This window comes from Microcoleus sp. S13_C3 (genome assembly GCF_036700905.1).
Classification (GTDB): Bacteria; Cyanobacteriota; Cyanobacteriia; order Cyanobacteriales; family Microcoleaceae; genus Microcoleus.
The window spans coordinates 1-20592 of the sequence record NZ_JAUBPT010000007.1 but is presented as its reverse complement, the minus strand read 5'-3'; the positions used below and the strand labels follow the sequence as shown (position 1 = coordinate 20592).

At 43.7% G+C, this 20592-nt stretch carries 24 protein-coding genes; 20 read left to right on the top strand and 4 right to left on the bottom strand.

All coding sequences use genetic code 11. The annotated features are described in order from the left end of the window. Positions 1–1833: tetratricopeptide repeat protein (locus QUA16_RS03520; RefSeq protein WP_333181019.1), on the top strand; the 1833-nt coding region annotated here is incomplete at its 5' end. Between the two features lie 70 nt (positions 1834–1903). On the opposite strand, the gene QUA16_RS03515 is transcribed toward QUA16_RS03520, so the two are convergent. Next, positions 1904–2641: a hypothetical protein gene (locus QUA16_RS03515; RefSeq protein WP_333106165.1), complete on the bottom strand. Its 738-nt coding sequence runs from the start codon at positions 2639–2641 to the stop codon at positions 1904–1906. After that, entirely contained in the window at positions 2638–2964 is a 327-nt protein-coding gene (locus QUA16_RS03510) for an MgPME-cyclase complex family protein (protein ID WP_333106166.1), read from the bottom strand. The genes QUA16_RS03515 and QUA16_RS03510 overlap by 4 nt, the downstream gene beginning before the upstream one ends. 114 nt (positions 2965–3078) lie before the next feature. Between QUA16_RS03510 and QUA16_RS03505 the strand changes: the two genes are divergently transcribed. The 14 genes from QUA16_RS03505 (at position 3079) to QUA16_RS03440 (ending at position 15077) form a co-directional block, all read left to right on the top strand. Next, positions 3079–3285 carry a hypothetical protein gene (locus QUA16_RS03505; protein WP_333106167.1) on the top strand — a complete coding sequence of 69 codons (207 nt, stop codon included), beginning with the start codon at positions 3079–3081 and terminating at the stop codon, positions 3283–3285. Between the two features lie 61 nt (positions 3286–3346). Further along, positions 3347–5734, top strand: coding sequence for a type III-B CRISPR-associated protein Cas10/Cmr2 (gene cas10 / locus QUA16_RS03500; RefSeq protein WP_333106168.1), 2388 nt, complete (start codon positions 3347–3349; stop codon positions 5732–5734). Beyond that, positions 5731–6456 carry an RAMP superfamily CRISPR-associated protein gene (locus tag QUA16_RS03495; RefSeq protein ID WP_333106169.1) on the top strand — a complete coding sequence of 242 codons (726 nt, stop codon included), beginning with the start codon at positions 5731–5733 and terminating at the stop codon, positions 6454–6456. The genes cas10 and QUA16_RS03495 overlap by 4 nt, the downstream gene beginning before the upstream one ends. Further along, positions 6443–7690, top strand: coding sequence for a type III-D CRISPR-associated RAMP protein Csx10 (gene csx10, locus QUA16_RS03490; RefSeq protein ID WP_333106170.1), 1248 nt, complete (start codon positions 6443–6445; stop codon positions 7688–7690). Before QUA16_RS03495 ends, csx10 begins: the two co-directional genes overlap by 14 nt. Further along, a complete protein-coding gene (locus tag QUA16_RS03485) occupies positions 7687–8106 on the top strand; it encodes a hypothetical protein (RefSeq protein ID WP_333106171.1) in 420 nt (139 codons plus the stop codon). The genes csx10 and QUA16_RS03485 overlap by 4 nt, the downstream gene beginning before the upstream one ends. 34 nt (positions 8107–8140) lie before the next feature. Next, positions 8141–9277 carry a putative CRISPR-associated protein gene (locus QUA16_RS03480; protein ID WP_333106172.1) on the top strand — a complete coding sequence of 379 codons (1137 nt, stop codon included), beginning with the start codon at positions 8141–8143 and terminating at the stop codon, positions 9275–9277. Then, positions 9258–10139: a type III CRISPR-associated RAMP protein Csx7 gene (gene csx7 / locus QUA16_RS03475; protein WP_333106173.1), complete on the top strand. Its 882-nt coding sequence runs from the start codon at positions 9258–9260 to the stop codon at positions 10137–10139. The genes QUA16_RS03480 and csx7 overlap by 20 nt, the downstream gene beginning before the upstream one ends. Positions 10140–10167: 28 nt before the next feature. Further along, a complete protein-coding gene (locus QUA16_RS03470; RefSeq protein WP_333106174.1) occupies positions 10168–10788 on the top strand; it encodes a hypothetical protein in 621 nt (206 codons plus the stop codon). Positions 10789–10817: 29 nt separating this feature from the next. Beyond that, positions 10818–11777, top strand: coding sequence for an RAMP superfamily CRISPR-associated protein (locus tag QUA16_RS03465; RefSeq protein ID WP_333106175.1), 960 nt, complete (start codon positions 10818–10820; stop codon positions 11775–11777). Next, positions 11774–12247, top strand: coding sequence for a hypothetical protein (locus tag QUA16_RS03460; protein WP_333106176.1), 474 nt, complete (start codon positions 11774–11776; stop codon positions 12245–12247). The genes QUA16_RS03465 and QUA16_RS03460 overlap by 4 nt, the downstream gene beginning before the upstream one ends. A gap of 1 nt (position 12248) precedes the next feature. Continuing rightward, the gene (locus QUA16_RS03455; protein ID WP_333106178.1) at positions 12249–13325 is read left to right on the top strand and encodes an RAMP superfamily CRISPR-associated protein; all 1077 of its coding nucleotides are present in this window, start codon (positions 12249–12251) and stop codon (positions 13323–13325) included. Between the two features lie 2 nt (positions 13326–13327). Next, positions 13328–13969 carry a hypothetical protein gene (locus QUA16_RS03450; RefSeq protein WP_333106179.1) on the top strand — a complete coding sequence of 214 codons (642 nt, stop codon included), beginning with the start codon at positions 13328–13330 and terminating at the stop codon, positions 13967–13969. 369 nt (positions 13970–14338) lie between these two features. Further along, the gene (locus tag QUA16_RS03445; RefSeq protein WP_333106180.1) at positions 14339–14689 is read left to right on the top strand and encodes a type II toxin-antitoxin system RelE/ParE family toxin; all 351 of its coding nucleotides are present in this window, start codon (positions 14339–14341) and stop codon (positions 14687–14689) included. Between the two features lie 118 nt (positions 14690–14807). Continuing rightward, complete coding sequence (locus QUA16_RS03440) at positions 14808–15077, top strand: transcriptional regulator (protein WP_333106181.1); 270 nt, start codon at positions 14808–14810, stop codon at positions 15075–15077. Between the two features lie 391 nt (positions 15078–15468). Here QUA16_RS03440 and QUA16_RS03435 read toward each other — a convergent pair whose 3' ends face one another. Continuing rightward, positions 15469–15663 (bottom strand): hypothetical protein, encoded by a 195-nt coding sequence (locus QUA16_RS03435; protein ID WP_333181017.1) that lies wholly within the window; start codon positions 15661–15663, stop codon positions 15469–15471. A 45-nt stretch (positions 15664–15708) separates the two neighbouring features. On the opposite strand from QUA16_RS03435, the gene QUA16_RS03430 reads away from it, so the two are divergent. From QUA16_RS03430 to QUA16_RS03410, 5 genes are all read left to right on the top strand, one after another. Next, a complete protein-coding gene (locus tag QUA16_RS03430; RefSeq protein ID WP_333106182.1) occupies positions 15709–16083 on the top strand; it encodes a hypothetical protein in 375 nt (124 codons plus the stop codon). 19 nt (positions 16084–16102) lie between these two features. Further along, complete coding sequence (locus QUA16_RS03425) at positions 16103–16501, top strand: helix-turn-helix transcriptional regulator (RefSeq protein WP_333106184.1); 399 nt, start codon at positions 16103–16105, stop codon at positions 16499–16501. A gap of 82 nt (positions 16502–16583) precedes the next feature. Further along, the gene (locus QUA16_RS03420) at positions 16584–17081 is read left to right on the top strand and encodes a helix-turn-helix transcriptional regulator (RefSeq protein ID WP_333106185.1); all 498 of its coding nucleotides are present in this window, start codon (positions 16584–16586) and stop codon (positions 17079–17081) included. A 157-nt stretch (positions 17082–17238) separates the two neighbouring features. Further along, on the top strand, positions 17239–17550 hold the full coding sequence (locus QUA16_RS03415) for a helix-turn-helix domain-containing protein (protein WP_333106187.1): 312 nt from the start codon (positions 17239–17241) through the stop codon (positions 17548–17550). Positions 17551–17828: 278 nt separating this feature from the next. Continuing rightward, on the top strand, positions 17829–19028 hold the full coding sequence (locus QUA16_RS03410; protein WP_333106189.1) for a glycosyltransferase: 1200 nt from the start codon (positions 17829–17831) through the stop codon (positions 19026–19028). Between the two features lie 360 nt (positions 19029–19388). On the opposite strand, the gene QUA16_RS03405 is transcribed toward QUA16_RS03410, so the two are convergent. Further along, positions 19389–20297 (bottom strand): MoxR family ATPase, encoded by a 909-nt coding sequence (locus QUA16_RS03405; protein ID WP_333106191.1) that lies wholly within the window; start codon positions 20295–20297, stop codon positions 19389–19391. Positions 20298–20592: the final 295 nt, after the last annotated feature.

The window sequence follows — 20592 nt, the reverse complement described above, 5'->3', positions numbered from 1 at the left end:
CAAGGGGGGGCAGGGGGGGGTTCCTCTTACCAAGGAGGGCCTGCGGGAGGTTCCCCTTACCAAGGAGGAACTGCGGGAGTCATGCAGGAAGATGCAGTCATTTGTATATTGCAGGAACTTCTCGAAATTTTAGATTTTGTACACCAGCAAAATGTGATTCACCGCGATGTCAATCCCCGCAATATCCTCCGCAGAGATAGAGACGGAAAATTAGTTTTAATTGACTTCGGCGCAGTCAAAGAAATTACTACTCAAATCACCAATCCTCAGCCCAAGAATAGCTTGAGTGTCAGCATCGGTACTCCCGGTTATATGCCCAGCGAACAAGCTCACGGCAACCCGAAACTCAGCAGCGATATCTATGCCGTCGGTGCGATCGCAATTCAGTTCCTCACTGGCATAAATCCTCACCAAATGCCAAGGAACCCCGATACAGAGGAAATTATTTGGCAGGACAAAACATCAGTCAGTCCTGAATTTGCGAAGATTTTAGATAAGATGGTAAAGTACGATTTTCGCCAACGTTATTCTAGTGCCAGCGAAACGCTGCAAGCTATTAAAGAATTGAAAAATTCTTTCAGCGGTACAGTTCCTGTATTGCCTCCGGTTGCTGCTGCGAAGGGGCCGGTAAAATCCCGAAAAAAACTGTATTTAAAAATATTGTCGATCGCCAGCTTAATTGGCATCAGTATTATAGCATCTATTTATGGTGTAAATACTTTTAATGCGGCCAATGCAACTGATTTGTACAACCGAGGCAATACTCTTTACAATTTAAGCCGATTTGAAGAAGCTCTGGCCGCTTATGAGCGAGCAATAAATCTCAGGCCTGACTACGCGGAGGTTTGGCAGGAAAAAGCCAAAACTTTGTACGAATTGAAAAAATATCGAGAATCGCAGTCAGCTTATGATAAAGCCATAGAATTAAAGCCGGAATACTTGGAAGCTTGGACGGGACGCGGTTATGCTTTGGAGAAGTTGCAACAGTCTCAAGAGGCGATCGCATCTTTTGATAACGCTTTGAAAATCCAGCCCGACTATGCCACAGCATGGGAAGGCAGAGGCGATGTTCTCTTAGATTCGCAGCGGTACGAAGAAGCCATCACTTCCTACGAAAAAGCCGTAAAATTTCAGCCCAATTTGTACCGTGCCTGGTACAATCGCGGACAAGCTTACCAAAAATTAAAACAGTACGATCGAGCCGTTGAATCCTATCAAAAAGCAGTTGAAATCAAATTCGATAATTATGAAGCTTGGTACAATTTAGGCAATGTCTTCCTAGAATTAAACAAAAACCAAGAAGCTTTTGAAGCCTACGAAAAAGCCGTGCGATTTCAGCCCAAGTTTTATCAAGGGTGGTACAGTAAAGGCATCGCTTTGCTGAAAATGCGGAGGCATGAAGAAGCGGTGGAAGCTTACGAAAAAGCTGTTAAATTAAAACCTGATTATTATCAAGCGTGGTATAATTTAGGTTGGTCGTACCACGAATTACGCAAGTACGAACAAGCAATTGAGTGTTACAGCAGAGCCTTAGATTTAAACCCGAAAGAATATCAAGCGTGGTACAATAGAGGCAATGCTCAGTCCAATTTAAAGCGGTACGAAGATGCGCTAGTCTCTTATAATGAAGCCGTCTATGTCAAGCCTGACTACTCGGAAGCCTGGTACAGCCGAGGCAATGCGCTTGTGGCGGTAAAAAGATACGAAGATGCGATCGCCTCCTATGACAAAGCAATTCGCTACAAACCGGATTACGGAGCCGCAATGGAAGCAAAAAAGCGGGCAGAAAGTCAGCTAGGAAGCAGCCCGCTAGAATCCCAACAACAACAGTAATAATTGTTATTAGTCCGCTTAGGCGGACTTTGTTTGACAAGAAGCAATTTCAATTGCCAAGTTTTATCTTTCAGCGAACAGCGGGAGCAATTACGGTAACTCGGCGGCTGTCTACTAACATCGGCCAAAAACCTCGATCGCTCAATGTTTTTACCGCAGCAGTAGCGGCGTTTTGATCCGTTGTATAAGCGACGAATAAAAAGGGACGCTGGCCGTAGGAAGCTAAGCCTACTTGCGTGCCTAATGCTTGCCTGACTTGGGCGGCTAATTCCGGTTGGTTGAAGTAATCGACTAACACTGCATAACCAGGGCCCAGGGGTTGGGGATTGAAGGCAAGATTGCCGATTGCAGGATTGGTTATTGGTTCAGAACCTGGTGCTGGCTGAGGGTTGTAGAGTGGCAAATTTTGGGGGAGTGCCGCTGCGGGCGATCGTACTACGTAAGCTTGCAATCCGACAACATCTTCGATGTATTTAACCCAATCGCTGGCGATTTGCGAGTCGCGAAAGCCACCAACTCGCGTCACCGTGTCATTGATGTACTGACAAACTGTGTTGTTAGTATTTCCAGGGAAAGAGCGTTTTGCTCTTTCTTGCTGTTCGGGTGTTGGGGTGACAATTAACAGTAGATATTCATCGGACTGGGGCGGTTGGCAGCTAGACTCAGCTTTAACAGAACTCGATAAAATTGTCAATACCGAAAGGGCGATCCAAGTAGCAGAAAATAGGGGTAGAGACAAAATAAATTTGTACAGTTTACCCCTAATTGTTGTTAGTTGTTGGGTCTGATATTTTGCTATTTTATTCATGCTGTCTGTAGGGATGCAAGGGCATCGGGAATAGTGGGTGATGGTGCTGGGAATTCACCTGTGAGTACATATTCTAATCGCAGTTTCAACCAGGTGATGAAGACAGGATCTGTAGAAATAATAGCGGCGGCTGGCTGAGGGCATTTTGCTTTAACTTCTGCCATTATCGGTGCTTCGAGGAAAGCGGGCTGTTTGACTAGCCAGAAGTCTATTTCTTTTTCTTGTTCGTTGTAGTTGCGAGTTCTTTCTTTAAACACTTCATCTAGGGCTTCTTCTTCTAGCAAAAAGCGTTGACTGGCTAAAACGTAGTAGTAGGTTTGCATTTTTCTCGGTTGTTAGGGGTTGACGGTTAGCGGTTAATGTCGCCTGTACCGACCAGTTTTGCTGGTCAGGGGCGGGTTGACCGAGTTGCGGTCGTTGAAGAGTTCTAGACTCTTGTGCCGTTTACTTTACCTTATTTGCTGTCATCTTGGGTAGATGCAGAGCAAGTCGCCTCAGAAAAATCTTTGGTAGGGAGAGTTGGGGGAGTTGTGAGACTTGCGATAGTTGCTGGTTGTTTGGGGATTTGGGCGATTATTTTTCGGGCTGGTGATTTTCGGGAAAATTTAGGTGACAATAGGAAATTAGATGGAATTGCAGGTTGAATAATTACCAATTATTGAGGCAATCTGGGGGCGGTTAAACCTGATTGGGAGTGGTTTGCATATGAAAAGTTGTTGGAGTGCGATCGCGACTGGTATTGCTTGGTGTCTGGCTTGGGGTGAGGGGCGCGAACCTCAATTTGAGATCGGCGTGTTGCGGGAAATGCGACGGGCTTTGAATTCTGGGGAGGAAGTGCCGGAAAATGTGAGGGAAATTGTCGATCGGGTTCGGGAACTTCTGAATATTCCCGAAAAATTTTCCCAAGGAGAGTTTCCCGAAACAATTACTGATTTGCAAAATAAATACCCGAACTTGTGGAATCAGCCGGGAAAAATTGGCTTAGTTTACGGGGGTGTAACTAAGGTTAAGCAGTATGTATTTGAAGACGCAAAACTGCCAGATATTCGCGGTGCATCCGCACTGCTAGATCGGATAAATTTAGTGGATTTGCCTGCTTTTTTTAACAAAACTCCTGAATCCAACCGTTACAATGTTCACTTCCAAAAAGTAAGAAAATGGCTGGATGAAAACTTTCCATGCGAACCAAAGCTTGGCGAACCAAAGCTTTCAGAAGCTTTGATTCCTGAAATGATTGTTTATTCTACTGGTGGCAATATCTTAGCTTTCTGTCCAGCAGCTTTTGTGAATGAGTTAGCTGATGCCATTGAAAAACGCTATTCCTATGTAACCCTAACTGCTAATTCATGCGCGGTGGGAGATACGTTTAAGCTTTTAGAAATTCGATTGGGTTTGCTGCGAGACCCGATAGAACAAACCTTTTGGCTCGATCGATACCGCCAAGAATATCAAAATCCGCTGGTTGAGGCTTATTTTGGCAAGCTAGATAAACAGCCAAACGAACCCTGTATTGCTGACCCATCTTGTGTGGAAGAGGCGTTTATAAATCGCAAGAGTTTTAATGAATTAACTACTAAATTGGCCGTGATGTTTAATCAGCGGCGCAGCGGCAATGACTTTAAAGAGCGCCCCAGCCGTCGCTACCCGCCGATGTTGGAAACGCACCCTTATTTGCAAAGGGATGAGGCCGATCGCCGATCGGCTATTACCCTCGCTACAGACAATCCCGACAATCCCAATGAAAAAGGTCTTCCGGGCAATCCTTGGTTTTCGGAGGTTTCTGCGCGCAAACGCAAAGCGGGCGATCGGGCTAAGCACGGGAAAATCAAAGAAACTCATTGGTACAGAAACAAAGAATGGGCTGCTGATGTCATTGAAGGTTGGGTTGACAAGTTTGAGGATTTCTTAGAAAACCATCGCGAAAAACTTCAGAAATACTGGGGCGACAACCACCTTGAAGACGTTGAAATAGCTCAATCTTTAACTCAGCTTGGCAGTGTGAGTAATGGCTTTGTAGCCTACATCTATGCCGACGGCAATAACATGGGAGGCTACATTCAAAAAATTACCACTCCCCAAGAATATCAAGATTTTAGCGAAGATGTTGACAATGCTACTAGATATGCTGTTTTTCAAGCCTTAGCTGAGCATCTTCAGCCTCGCCAACTTAAAGGAAATAACAAGTCAGAATCGACTCTTCAAGATGGCGCTTGGATTCATCCCTTTGAGATTATTACTATTGGTGGCGATGATATTATCTTGATTGTACCAGCAGATCGGGCATTGGCGATCGCCAAAACCATCGGAGAACAGTTTGAACAAATTTTGCTCAGACAAGTTCAGATACCCAATGTGGAAATCAAAGGTGACTATCAAACTCAGCCATCAGAAAAACCTATCGATCTCAGTAAGTGTCACCGCTACTTAAGTCAAAATGCAGGAATTGCTAATTGTCAATTAAGTACATCGATCGGGGTGTTGATTGCCGACTATAAAACTCCGATTTACTACGCAAAAAAACTTTACGAACAATTGCTAAAGTCAGCCAAAAAACGTGCTAAAGATTTAAAATATCGCGGATACTGTGGAGGTACAGTGGATTTTTTTGTGATGAAATCTGTAACTGCGCTTTCATCTAGCATCGAGGACTTCCGCAAGAAAGCATTAACCAAAGACAGTCCTCAAGAACTTAAGTTGTACGCCGCACCGTACACTTTGCATGAAATTGGTGGATTGATTGAGTCTGTCAAAGCCTTGAAAAAAGCTGAATTTCCCAAATCGCAACTCTACCAAATTCGCAGTTTCCTAGAACAAGGGAAAAACACAACAATTCTCAACTACCGCTATTTCCGAACCAGACTCAAAGATGGTAATTCAGAAATACTTAAAAAAGAGTTTGAAGAAGCTTGGTGCAAACCAAAAGATCCCGAAAATAATGGTAATCTAGCTCCCTGGATGTCTGTGATAGAGGAAAACAAACGAACCGTATATGAAACCATCTGGCGAGAAATTGTAGATATTTACGATTTCATTGAATTAGAAGATTCCCAATTTAGTTCAGAAATATCGGTAGAGGCGGAGGTTGAATCATGATTGTTCTCACGAATTTATCAAGGTCAATTGAGCCTTACACACTTACAGCAGTAATTGATACAGCTTTGTGTGTAGGCGCGGGCGGTTCTTCCGGTTCCCTTGCAGATAAACCAATTGTCCGCAATTCAGAAGGAAATCTGTTAATTCCCGGTTCTCAAATCAAAGGTCGCCTCCGCCACGAATGCGAGAAAATTGCTAGAGGCTTGGGTTGGGAGATTTCCGAGTCTCCTAGTCCTGGAAACATGGTAATTCGCCGAGAAAATGCACCGGATAAATTTAAGCGCAGCGAATACGAAGTTTTAGGATATAATGAGACTTATCACTGTTTGATTAGTCAAATTTTCGGCGATCCTGTTTTGCCATCGCGGGTAATTTTTGAAGATTTAATTTGTACGGAAAATCCGGAAAATTTAGCTGATTTTATACGTCCGGGAGTCACAATGAATCGCCGCCGTCGCACCGCGGAAGAAAACAAACTTTACTTTTTAGAGACTTCTCCACCTCATGCTTCACTGAGGTTTGAGGGTCAAATTCATCTGTTACCAAATTGTCCCGATTATGCCAAACCTTTGATATTGGCGGGTTTCAAGCACATTCACGCATTAGGTGGAAGTAAATCGGCTGGTTTGGGATGGCTGAGTTGGGAAACTTTACCGAATTTTGAAGTTACTGATGCAGATTGGGATTGTCTAGCGAAGGGAGGGGAAAATGCAGCGAATTGAACTGGAAATTAAGGTTTTGTCTCCTTTGGCGATCGCCCGTCAGAAACCGGGTGGTTCGATTAGCGAAGCTGTAGACTATATTCCCGGTACGGTGATTCGGGGTGCTGTGGCTGCTAAAATATTAAACGAATCTGGTCATCAATTCAGCGATTTGAGCGAAAATGGTGGCGATTTTCAAGCTTTATTCTTGAGTGAAAATCCAGCCCTTTTTCAAAATGCTTACCCAGCATTAGTAATCAATGGCAAGCTCATCGATAAAACGAGACTTGAAGACAATGGAGTTTTACCCACTACCGCACTAAGTTCTAAAAATAAATCGGGTTTTATACCCAAAAATAATGGGGTTTTCGATACTTTAATCGATCGCTTTTGTGCCGAAGGTTACGGATATCCATACGATCCGAATTGCCCGAAAGACGGAGGGAGAGTGGATGCGGCTGGCATTAGTTTTTATTGTAAATTCAAGAATAAGTACCACAGCCTAAGTGCTAACAAACGCCTGTTAACGAGAGTAGGCATCAATCGCCGCAGGGCTGCATCTGAAGAAGAAATACTTTATAGCGTTGAAGTTTTGAACGAATCTCAGGAGAAGAAACAGCAGCCTGTTTGCTATCGATGTGCAATTTTAGTGGAGGACGATTTAGCAGAATCTTTGCGTAACTTCATTCAACTGCGAAATCATAACTTCCGCTTGGGCGGTTCGACTTCCAGAGGATTAGGAAAAGTTGAAATTACCACCAAACAGCCTGTTAGTGCTAAAATAGATGTAGAGCAAAAAATCACTAACTTTACCAATTCCATACAATACCGTTGGCAGAAATGGGAAATTTTTGGCGTTCCGTTAAAGGAGTTACCGGGCGATCGCACATATTTCACCCTCGACTTGCAATCTGACGCCATCCTCACCGAAAACTGGCGGCGCACCACTGTAATATCCGAAAAGATGTTGCAGCAGTTTGCCAAAGTTGAAGATTCATCATTGAAACTGGAAGCAGCTTACAGCAGTTACGATTATCTTTCCGGCTGGAATGCGGCTTGGGGATTGATGAAAGATGTAGAGTTAATAACTAACAAAGGCTCGGTTTATTTGTTCAGCACAACTCAATCAGAGCCTTGGATTGAGAGATTAGGAGAGTTGGAAATGAGGGGAGTAGGCGATCGCACTTGCGAAGGCTTCGGACAAATTCAAATTTGCAACCAGTTTCACCTTGTATTTCGGGAGAATGCCGTATGAGCGAATCATTAGATCCACAAAAACAACTCAAAATTCAAAAAGGAATTCGCCAAGCTGAAGATAAGTTAGTCACGGACATTCAAACTGCCTTAGAAGATACAAGTTCTTACAATGACTTAGAAGAATCACAATTTCGGAATTTAGTAAGAGTTGCTGACACAACTGAAAGCACGCAAGTGATCAAAAATTTTTTACTTTATCAAGTCGGTCGCGATAAAAAGTGGGGTAGAGGGCCCAACTCTTTAGCTCAAAAAATTATTCATGACATTGACAGAAACATCAAAGCTACTGCTCAGGATATTGCCAGAAATGCCAAAGCTGAAGAGTTTTTTAATCAGATTTGGATAGAGCTTACCCGCCGCTATTTAGGCTATGGCGCTCGCTATCTAGTCTACAAAAATAAAGGTCAATCTTAGTCATCTACTTGCAATTACTTAGGAGTACAAACTTATGGCTAGACTCGTAATTTCCACTGTTGGTACTAGCGTGTTAACTAACCACATCGATCCAGAGATAGATGACAATTACTATGAAAGACTGCAGCAAACAGCAAACTATACCGATAATGAAATCCAAGATGATCCAACAATTAAAGAAATTATTTCAGAATTGAAGGAAAGAGCAGAACAAGAACTGTCTAGTAATAATACTGATAAAATCCGACAATCTAGCGCCGAACTAAATGGTATTTATGGTTTGTACAATGAGCAAATAGAGCAGGGCATCCCAGATATGCACTTATTAGTTACTACCGACACTGCACAAGGTAGAGTTTCGGCTGAAGTAGTTGAGTCTTTTTTAAAGAGCAAGGGATTAACTAATATAAGTACCCATGCTCAGCCGGGACTTTCTACTGCTAGCAGCGATATTTTTGTCGAAGGGATGGCAAAATTGATTCCTTCGATGCAAGAAATTATCAAAGACTGTAAAAATAGCCGCTACACAATTTGCTTTAATCTTGTCGGTGGATTCAAGGCTCTGCAAGGCTATTTCAATACAATCGGAATGTTTTATGCTGACGAAATTATTTATGTATTCGAGGGGTCTAATCAATTAATAAAAATTCCCAAGCTTCCTGTAAAGGTTGATGTGTCAGAGATTAAGCCATACGAAGTTCAACTAGCAATGATGGATGTTGGGGAAATATCTACATCTTGGGAAGAAGCCCAGAAAGTGCCGAAAGAATGGGTATTCGTTATTGAACCAAAAATGATTCTATCAGCATGGGGTGAGCTACTTTGGGATCAATGTAAAGAAGAACTTCTTTCCAAAGAAAAACCGCTTCAATTTCCCAAGTTAGAATATCATCAGAGTTTTCTCGATGATTATGAAGCTAAACCAGCTCATGAAAAAATTATCCTGCAAGAAAATCTAGCTAGGGCTGCTTGTCTGCTAAAAAATCATAAAGATGGTATCAGCGCTATGAAGCAAGATGGTATATTTCGGCTGCGACGCTATGTGGGCCAGCATCAAGATATTGGCCATTTCGATCTACCCAAAGGTAGGCGTGTAAGTTGTATTGCTAGAGAAGGCACTCTATATTTACGCCACTACGGAGAGCATGATTATGTCAACAATAACCCCTAAGCCCTTTATGTTTGACACTTTCAAAAATCGACTAGAAATCACAGGAAAGCTGACAACAATCACAGCACTCCGCATTAGTGCCGGACGTTCCACCGAACCAATTGGCTCCGATTTACCCGTAATCAAAGATGCTTTGGGTCAACCTTTGATTCCCGGTTCAAGCTTTAAAGGTGCACTACGATCGCGCTTAGAGAGCTTCCTCCGAGGTATCGACCCAAATCTAGCCGAAGATCCGGCTAACTACACAAGTTCAACTAGAAACAATCAAGTCAAATATTTGAAAAATGAACACAAGAATAATGACTTTGAGCTAACACAAGAGCTCATCAAAATAACAGACGATATTGGCAGTTTATTTGGCACTCCTTGGATGGCCAGCAAATTTCAAGTTCGCGACTTAACTGTACAACCCGATGCGTGGTTCGGGCAATATCAAGAACGAGATGGCGTAGCCATTGACAGAGACACAGAAACCGCCGCCGATGGCAAACTTTACGATTACCAAGTTGTCCCCGCCGCCACACCTTTTGATTTTAAAGCAGTAGTTGAAAATGCTCATGATTGGGAATTGGGTTTATTAATGATTGGTTTGCATCAATTTGAGACCGAACAAATACCTCTCGGAGGAGGGCGATCGCGCGGCTTAGGAGTGGTTAAACTAGAAATTGATAAGATGCGCTGGATTGATGTCGAAGACCATCCCGAATTTTTGTTAGAATACTTAAAAAAGTTAGTGATGGGAGATGAAACGGCTTATGAAGATGCAGCCGATTATAAAGATGACTGGGTACAAAAGCTGATCGATAAACTCCTGAAAAATAAAACTTCTCAATCATCTCCAACTCAAATAGTTCAAGGCTAAAACTAAACATCCCACACAGGAGGTCAATATGAGTTTCAGCAATTATAAAGATATCGGTGAAGTTCTCCAAGAGTTTCAGATTACTTACACTGAAGCTAATTTTATGGGAGAAACTGCATTTAGTATCCCTGACTATTTTCGGGAAGACTTAGCATTTATGATGCGGGAAGCAGTTGTGGACAATTCGGAGTTTGCTGTGTGCGAAAATTTGATCTATCCAGTTCTCAAAGAAGTTTGGAAATCTTATTATACTAAGTTTGTTTTATGGAGCCATAAGTCTCTTACTTACGACCAGAATCTGTGTGGTTTTCCTGAATATATTTTGACTAAACGCTCCCCTTTAGGAAAATTTGTGTTTGGCAAGCCTTATTTTCTATTAGTTGAGGCCAAGCAAGACAAGTTCGATGAAGGTTGGGCGCAGTGCCTAGCTGAAATGTTTGCAGCACAGCGACTTAACAATGAACTTCACGTAATAATTTTTGGTATTGTTTCCAACGGCAAGGATTGGGAGTTTGGTAAATTGGAAGAAACAGTTTTTACAAAAAATATTAACCGCTATTTAATAGAAGAGCTAGATCCACTATTTGCTGCCGTTAACTATGTTTTCCAACAGTGTGAAGTTCAGCTAAATCAGTTAGTAGCCGCTTAATTCCCAACCATCTCTCGACCTACTCAACTATGCACAAACGAATTGTCAACCACTGTACCATTGACTTAACTCTCCTTCCTGACGGGCCGATTCTGATCAAATCTGGTAAAGAAGGAGCCGATCCAACGAAACCAGATATGGAATTTGTCGAGACTTACCACGCAGGAGGGAAGTCAATTTATCTACCGGGAAGCAGTTTGAAAGGTGCTATTCGCGCTCATGCTGAGAGAATTGTCAGAACCCTAGGAAGAGATAGTAATCCTAATGATCCGAAAGTTCTCTGGGCTAACGATCCATTGAATGACAAGCATGATTACTTGAAAAATAAATCATCCAGCGATATTTACAAGTTCTCTTCTTTTACCGATCGCATTTTCGGCAACACTTCAATTGCTAGCAGACTTAGAATCCAAGATGCTCACCCAATTGATAAGAAACAGCTCAAAATTCAAGAACGCAATGGAGTCGCGATCGATCGCGTTTTCGGTTCCGTAGCCGTTGGCCCCTTTAACTACCAAGTCTGCACCGCCGGAGAATTTCGCACTAAAATACATCTCAAAAACTTTTCCTTAGCACAATTAGGCTTGATTGGCTTAGTTTTGCGAGACTTAAATGATGGCTGGTTTGGAATCGGTTTTGCCAAATCTCGCGGTTTGGGGACGGTGACAGTCAAATATAACGAAGCCGTAGTTCAATATCCCGGTTGTAAATTAGATGAAGATAATCGCCAAATTCAACAAATAGTCAAACCCGGTCGATGGGGACAGGCTTTCTTGCTGGGTGCAGGAGAATTTTTAGACACTGAAGAAGCCGCAAATTATGGCTTTTCTCAACCCGATCGCGAACAAACCCCTATTGCTGCTGAACCGATGGATTTAGGTTTTGGAGTGCAGCTAAAATGGCAAGGGGACGGTGAGACTGGTGTACCGAATTTATTTAAATGTGCAGTTTGTGCTTGGAGTAAGCTTTTAACAGGTGCCGCAGCATGAAGAAAGGTTTTGTATACGTTCGATCGGGTTTGTCACAAGATGAAGTTAAAGAGTTGTTAGACAAATTAGCAACTGAGAAAAGTTATTATTTTGTGCGATCGCCCCACGCAGTCAGCGGCATTTGTATGAACTTACCCCAAGAATTTCCCGGTTTTGAAGGGCAAATGTTTAATGCCGATCGCGAATTGCGCTGGAAAAAGCAGGGAAGTGCATATCAAGCGTTACTGCTGAGTCGAGTTGAAGCCGATTTAGAAGGATTTGAGCCGATCGATAAAGATTGCGAGTGGCAAATTTGCGATCGCACGGCTTACTTTCACCCCCTTGACGAACCAAAATTCCCTAAAACTTTTGTCTATAAAGGAGAAAATGATGAAAAGATTGTCTCTAAGAATATTAGCATAGGTCAGCGATACTTTCAAGAAAAAAGAACGGCTACCGTTCATTTTGTCGCCCTCACAGTCAGGAGTTAACATGACTACAAATCTCCCACCCAAGCCCAGACGTTCTACACCGCCGCCAAGTAGTCCGGTTTCTAATAATCCCGCTGAAACTGGAGAACCTAAACCTTATGAATTAATTAGTTTCCCCAAAGAACGACCGCCAAAAAAACCTCCGGCCGGACATCACCAATATTTGGGCGATCGCCTGCACGGAACTTTGTTTCTAACTCTGAAAGTTCAGACTACTTTGCACGTCTCTACAGGCGTAGTTGTCATGGGTAGCGACATAGGCAGCCGCGTACCTTTAATCAAAACAATGGTGCAAAATATTGACCAAAAGTTATCAATTCAAGGTAGTTCTCTCAAAGGCTGCATCCGGTCAGCATACGAAGCCATTACTAACAGCACTTTAGCAGTAATTACATCAAGATACAGAGATAAAATTCCGCAAGAACGCTTGCCATGTAAAAATAAACAAGAACTCTGTCCGGCAAGTCAAGTATTCGGTGCCTTAGATTGGCAAGGGCTAATTGAATTCAGCGATGCTAAATGCCAAAATACGGGCTTTGCTACGGGATTTATGCCATCTTTATATCGTCCCCGTCCCGATCAAAGACGAGCATATTTTGACGCAAAAGGCAACGTAGCAGGCCGCAAGTTTTACTATCACACAATTCGGGCGATCGACAAAGGTCAAAATCAAGGAATTACCGTTCAGCAAGCGGCTAAAGAGTATACTTTCCAAACACAGATACAATTCAAAAACTTAACAGCAGCAGAGTTAGGAACGCTTTTGATTGTGTTGGGGCAAGATCCAAAGTATCCGATCGCCCTCAAGGTAGGCGGCGGGAAGCCGATCGGCATGGGAACAATGACTGTGGAGGTGACAGCGGCGAGGGTGTTGCAGAACAAGGGAGATTTGCGCGATCGCTATTCATCCTACAATCCTCCTGAATCTGACAGCATAACTGGCACAAAATTGCAACAATTTATGCAAAAAAATATTCAAGCTGCTCATTCTAGTTTAGTGCAAGCAACTCAATTGCAACAACTAGCTGAAGTGTTGAAATATCCGACCGATCGCGAACCTCCAACAGGAATGTATTAAAGATGTCTAATACTGAATTAGTGACTGAATCTTTGACCGAAAACCAGTGGAAAATTGCCCACGCGATCGCTCAAACTTTAGTTAAAGAACAAACCGATGTAAATGAATTTGGAAAGGCGATCGCCTATCTCCGCAATGCAGTTAATCAAAATCAAGCTGATGCCAATTCCCGGTTTTTCAAGTATCTTAAAACCCTAGTCGGTAATGGCAGACAAATCGGACACAGTGGCAAAACCACAGATTATTACCGCAGCATCGACAAAGCTTGTAGCGATTGTCTCAAAGGATTTCAAGGGGATGCTAGCACTTTGCTGCAAATTTTAGGTTGGGCATCTCGTTTGATGCGTTACTACAAAGAAGCGGGGCCGATTGGAGAAGTTGTGGCCCCAGTTGTAGAGTCAGCGAGACAAGTTGAAATTGCTAAGGCGATCGGCCGTCATGAGTTTGCAGTGGGTCAACTTGTTGAAGCCAAAGTTACTGCTGTAAAAGGAAACAAGGTGACATATGAAATTCTGGGAACTATCAGGCTAACTGAAAAAGAACCAAAAAAAGCACAATCCCTCTCTGAAGGACAAACGGTTAAGGTGGAAATTTTAGACCTTAAGGAGGATGGCAGTCTTAGAAAAGTCAAATGCTGTGAATAAAAATATTGAGCCTTCCTGAAGGCTGGATGATTTTGGCGTAAGGGTCGTGTTTCGTGCCTACTTTGTCAGAGTTTCGGAAAACAACGAGGGGGTTGTCTCTGCGGATTTCATCCTCTCGCTTTAGCAATGCCAAATATCGAGCGATACCGAGCGTGTTCAGACTGTAATATATAGTGTAATATGAATGGTAGGCTCAGAGTTTAAACTCTAAACCTTGTAAATTTTGATACTTAACATAGGAAACAAATGTATGTATAGGTTGAAACGCCTTAACTTACCTGAATCAACTCTTCAAGCTCCAGCTAGAGCGACTGAATCAACTTTTCAAGCGCCAGATAGAACGTATTTAACAAGAAAAAGGAAAATAACATGGTGGAGATTGAGTTCACTGACGAATTCGAGCGGTGGTGGGAAACACTTGATGCAGAAACGCAAGATTCTATTGCTGTCAAAGTTCGGCTCCTAGAAGAAAAAGGAACGACTCTTGGCTTTCCTCACAGTTCAGGTATCGAGGGCTCTCGTCACGGACGTATGCGAGAACTTCGGGTACAACATAAAACGAAGCCATACCGGATTTTGTATGCCTTCGATCCCCGGAAGGTTGCGGTACTCCTTTTAGGAGGCGACAAAACTGGTAACGATCGCTGGTATAAGAAAAATGTACCGACAGCAGATCGGCTCTATGACCAACTGTTAGAAGAGCTTAGGGAAGAAGGGTAGATATCAGAATAAAGCATTTCTGTAAATTGCACACTCCTCACCACCATAAGGAGCTGAAAGTGGACACAAGTTGATATGAGATATGAGAACAAAGTCTTTTAGTGTATTACGAGAGCGGATGAAGCCAGAGCGAAGGGCAAAAATTGAAAAGCGAGTTCAACTCGCCTTACTTCATCTTACCTTTTTGGAACAGCTAAAGTCGTTGGGTTATGCAGATGAGGAACTGGAAAAAGAACTCAGCAATTTTGATTCCACTTTTTCTGATTTGGATAGCCCAGAGGATATTCAAGTATCTGCCCTCTATGGCTACATCCAAGCTCTTGGTGGGAGTCTAAAATTAGTCGCTAATTTCCCTGACAAGGAAATCGTTCTTGCTCAGTTCGAGTAAGTAATACTCAATAGTATCGACAACAAAAAAGAGTTCGGGAGATTATAATCATCCGGCTCTTTTTTGCAGAGAAGGGCTTGACTTTTATCAAAATGACAGCTATTCTTTAGAAGACTGGAGAGTGAAAATTTTCCAAAGACTTCAACAAGTCTTTCAACTTACCCCGCAAGGGGATGGAAACACGCCTCTAGTATGGTGATTGAACAGTTGATTCAGTTTTCACCTCTTCCCCGCAAGGGGACTTTAATCCATCGACCTAATTGCTTCCCACACTTTTTCAGACGCGCGATCGCCCTTTCCCAATCCGCCATTCCGTCGAGGGCGATCGCGTCAGCTTAGGAAGAATGTGCGATTTGGGGAACTCAGCACCAAAGGATCTCGCAGGATCTCCCTAATTTGCTGTCGATCGGTCTCTACCGTCCGTCGCTGATTTACCACAGGAAGCAACCACCGCCATCCCCAACCGCAAGACTTGCGTCACTTGGCTTTGATGAATTTTCTCTGAGAGCATGATGAAGCTATTCTCCCGGAACTTCGGCAACAACTTTGCTTGCCCAATTCGTAATCTTGCATTTTCACGACACATTTGTTTAGCCTTGACTAAACAAAGCGTTTAGCTTAGACTAAACCAATGTCCTATAAAACTTACAACACCATCCATCCCAACGATCCACCAGGAATACGACCCCAAATTCTGACAGACTTGCTGGAGTTGGCGAAACTCAGCAAGCATAGCTGCTTGAAAAAAGCGATCGAAATGATTTCGGATTTACAAGCCAACGGTATGAATTGCAGATACAAAAAGCATTTAGGAGGGCCGATTTACGAACTCAAATCTCGGGCAGAAAAAGGTGGCGCACGAGTTTATTTTTTCCAAATTTCTCACACAGAATTTGCTCTCTGTCGCGCTGAGTGCAAAACAGAAGATGCTGCTAGTGCTGCATTACTAAATTGGACAGCCGAAGTTATCCAAGCAGCGCGGAATGGCATACAAGTGTTAGTATAAACTAATCGAGGTAAAAAATATGACAAAAATTGATGGCAAAGCAAGCGATTTATTGGCGGCACTCCTAGCCGAACCAGAAGCAATGGTAGATGTCAATCCTCCTGAAACTCTCAAACCTACTACGGCAGAGGAATTACAACAAAAATTAGAATATTTTCTCATTTTAGATAGTTTGGGAGAATTGCTGCAAAAAATTCGCAACTCTCGCGGATTGACAGTTAGAGAAATGGCTCGCGAAGTGCAAAAAAGCCCTGGAAGGATATCTCAAATTGAGGGAACGCGCGATCGCATAGAGTTGAAAACTCTGGCGGAATATGCCAATGAGTTAGGCTATGATGTCCAAATTGCTCTCATTCCGCGAAACGATCGCCAACCAGCTCTTTTTGCTCCGATTCCTCTGTCGCAAGCGAGCGCCTAAATAAAAAAGCGATCGCGCGCTGCTATTTTGCCCTTCACCCGATTTGTGGCATTCTATATCTGAAAACCTCACAAAACACCGCATGAAGGAGGGCAGCAAGTACCAGTCGCTCTTAGATTATCTGCGCGAAAATCGCCATCTCGACGAAGTAACCCTCAACTTCGCCGAAATAGAGGCATTACTAAACAACGCCCTCCCCCCTTCCGCACGCACTCAACAAGCTTGGTGGAGCAACCGCAAAAAGGGCGCTCTGCAAGCTACCGCTTGGATGGAGGCAGGATATCGGGTGGAAACAGTCGATTTCGACGCACAACGGGTAACATTTCGCAAGTTAATCCAGAAAATTCAGGTTCAGCAGGCGGGCGATCGGGTGCAGTGGAATGGCGAACTCATCAACGCATTGCGTCTCCATATGGGGTTGACACAAGCAGAATTTGCAGAACGGTTGGGGGTTGACCAGAGGACTGTAAGTAAATGGGAGAACGGACAGTCACCAGCTCGTTCCACGCTAAAACATCTGAATTTAGTCGCCGAAGTAGCTGGTTTCAGCTTTAGGGCAGAATCTAAAAACACAGATTAAGTTGTTGACATTTTACAATTTTAAGTTGTATATTGTTAGAGTAAGGCTTAGCTAGGCGATTGTCAAGTGCGATCGCGCCAAAAAACAAAGCCCCCAAAAACAAAAGCCAGCGCCGCAAATTGGGCACTGGCCGATTCAAAATTAAAAAATCACCTCTATGATACACCATTGTTTGACGCCTCGCCCGATTACCGATCGGGAAAAACGAATCATTCAGCTTTACGCTGACTGTCAACTGGCGATGACTCCGCAGCAATTCTACGCAAAATGGGATGTCCCGCAAGAAGCTCTAGCTCTCATTTGCTGTCGATCGCTTTCTACTGTGCGTCGCTGGTTTACCAGGGGACGCAAGCACCGCCATCCCCAACTGCACGACTTGCGTCACCTCGCCTTGATGAATTTTCTGTTAGAGCATTTTGAAGCGATTCCCCCAGAACTTCGGCAACAACTTTGCTTAGCCAATTCGTAATCTTGCATTTTTTTCTAGCCACCTGACAAAGTAGGTGGCTTTAATTTCGCCCCCTATAATTAAGCTGAGACAATCCCTGACAAAAAACAGATTTTTTTGTTGGGGAATTCGGTAGGCATTTCAGTGTTTATAAAACCATTGATGCCCTTATCTTAAATCGCGAACCAATCCATCAAAACATAACAGAATAAATAACCCCACCCAAAATCCTGTCTTGACTTCAATCGATTAAAGGCTAAACTAATATAGAGTTTTACCATAAAAGTTTATCCCCGTTCATGAACATCGCTTATCTAGTTAACCAATATCCCAAAGTCAGCCACAGCTTTGTCCGCAGAGAAGTTATAGCCGTTGAAAATTGCGGCCTGAAAGTCGCACGCTTTTCGATCCGATCGTGCGAGTCTGAACTCGTTGATGAGGCCGACAAACTAGAGCAAGAATTGACTAAAGTAATCTTAGGAGTTGGTGTACAGGGGTTAGCGTGGGGTTTGCTGCGCGTTGCGGCAACTAGGCCCATTCGATTCATCGAAGCTTTGCGCCTAACATTTCAAGTTGGCTGGCACTCGGAACGGGGGATTTTGCTGCATCTAGCTTATTTAGCAGAAGCTTGCATTCTTTTAAATTGGTTTGCAGAATCGGGCACAGCACACGTTCACGCTCACTTCGGGACAAATTCCACAACAGTCGCAATGCTGTGCCGCGTGCTTGGCGGCCCGACTTACAGTTTCACCGTTCACGGCCCTGAAGAATTTGATAAAGCCACACTTCTTTCCTTAGACGAAAAAATTAAACGATCGACCTTTGTAGCAGCAGTTAGTTCCTTCGGTAAAAGTCAGCTTTTTCGGTGGTGCGATCGCACTTTTTGGTCAAAAATTCACGTCATACACTGCGGCGTAGATGCTGCATTTTTAGCTGCACCCTACGTCCCCATACCTCCAGCACCCCGCTTAGCTTGCATTGGCAGACTCAGCGAACAAAAAGGTCATTTGTTATTGCTAGAAGCTGCTAACTTGCTAGCAGTTCAAGGCTTAGAGTTTAAGTTGGTACTCGTAGGAGACGGGCCGCTGCGATCGGATATTGAACAGCAGATTCTGCAACTCGGCCTGCAAAACCATATAGAAATTACCGGCTGGGCCAGTGGCGATCGAGTTCAGCAAGAGATTTTAGCTTCACGGGCAATGGTATTGCCTAGTTTTGCTGAAGGTTTGCCCGTCGTAATTATGGAAGCCCTCGCTCTCAATCGACCCGTAATTAGCACATATGTTGCTGGCATCCCGGAGCTCGTAGAACCCGGTGTTTGCGGTTGGTTAGTTCCTCCCGGTTCCGCAGAAGCATTAGCCGTAGCGATGCGCGCGGTATTGGAAGCACCTTTAGAAAAACTAGAACAAATGGGAAAAACAGGAGCCGAGAGAGTTGCTCAACAACACAATGTCGATTTAGAGGCAAAGAAATTAGTGGCGCTGTTTGAGAGTGCTTGAGAATGGTGCAAAACCTATGGATTAACTGACATTTTGCACCATTATTAATAAGTCTTTCAAGGGTGGGCAGGATGCCCAACCCCTACTCCCCACAGGAAAATTAATTGTTTGTGGAACAGGCATCTTGCCTGTTCCTTGAATTAAGCTGTAATTGTTTGTGGAACAGGCATCTTGCCTGTTTCTTGAATTAAGCTGTAATTCTTTATTGTTTGTGGAACAGGCATCTTGCCTGTTCCTTGAATTAAGCTGTAATTGTTTGTGGAACAGGCATCTTGCCTGTTCCTTTAATTAAGCTGTAATTGTTTGTGGAACAGGCATCTTGCCTGTTCCTATAATTAAAGCAACCTACTTACAAACTTTTTAAGGAATAGGAACAGACCGCAACAACTTGTCCACAATCGTCTTAGCCCTCCTTCCCCCCGCCGGAATCAATCGGTGAGAAAGTACGTGCGGTGCCAAATATTTCACATCATCAGGAGTCCCATAATCCCGGCCCTCCATAAACGCCAAAGCCTGCGACGCCCGGTGCAAAGCCACCGCACCCCGGGGACTCACGCCCAGAGTAATCTCCTCATCCTCTCGCGTCGATCGCACCAAATCTACAATATACTGTTTCAAAGAGCCTTCCACCTTCACAGCAGCGCACAAACGGCGCAATTCCTGCACTTCTTCCAAAGAAATACAAGGCTGCAAATCTTCAACAGCAAAACTATCAGAAAGCCGTTCCAACATTTGCAATTCTTCCAAGGCAGCGGGATAGCCCAAAGTCAAAGACAAAGTAAACCGATCCATCTGCGCTTCCGGTAGCGGAAAAGTGCCTTGATATTCGATCGGGTTCTGAGTCGCAATCACAAAAAACGGCGTCGGAACATTTCGAGAAACTCCATCTACTGTCACCTGCTTTTCTTCCATCACTTCCAGCAAAGCTGACTGAGTTCGCGGCGTCGCCCGATTGATTTCATCGGCAAGCAAAACATTAGCAAAAACTGGCCCTGGCAAAAACTCAAACTCTCCGCTGCGCGGATTCCAAATATTAGTACCCGTGATATCCGTCGGCAACAAATCGGGAGTGCACTGAATCCGCTGAAATTTCCCATCAATAGATCGCGCCAAAGACTTCGCCAGCAGCGTTTTTCCCACACCCGGCACGTCTTCCAGCAGCGCGTGCCCGCCCGAAAGCACGGCTACCAACACCAAGCGAATAGCATCGGCTTTGCCAACAATAGTTTTGCCTAGATTTTGTTTGAGCCGCTCAATATGTTGTCTCATATCCCTGATTTCTAATTGTTAATTGCTAATTGTTGAAAAGATATCAAGATTGCCAAAATCTTGAGTCTTTGCCTTGCGGACTTCGGATTTGTACAACTAGAATTTAGTCTGACTCATCTTGCACCATTTTTAAAACCGATCGCCTGTTCTAGATCACATAATTATTAGACTTTAGCAGCTATAGCGGTTCTCAAGCGTGGTGAGGTATGGGGACGAGTCCTATGCCCTATGCCCTATGCCCTATGCCCTATGCCCTATGCCCTATGCCCTATGCCCTATGCCCTATGCCCTATGC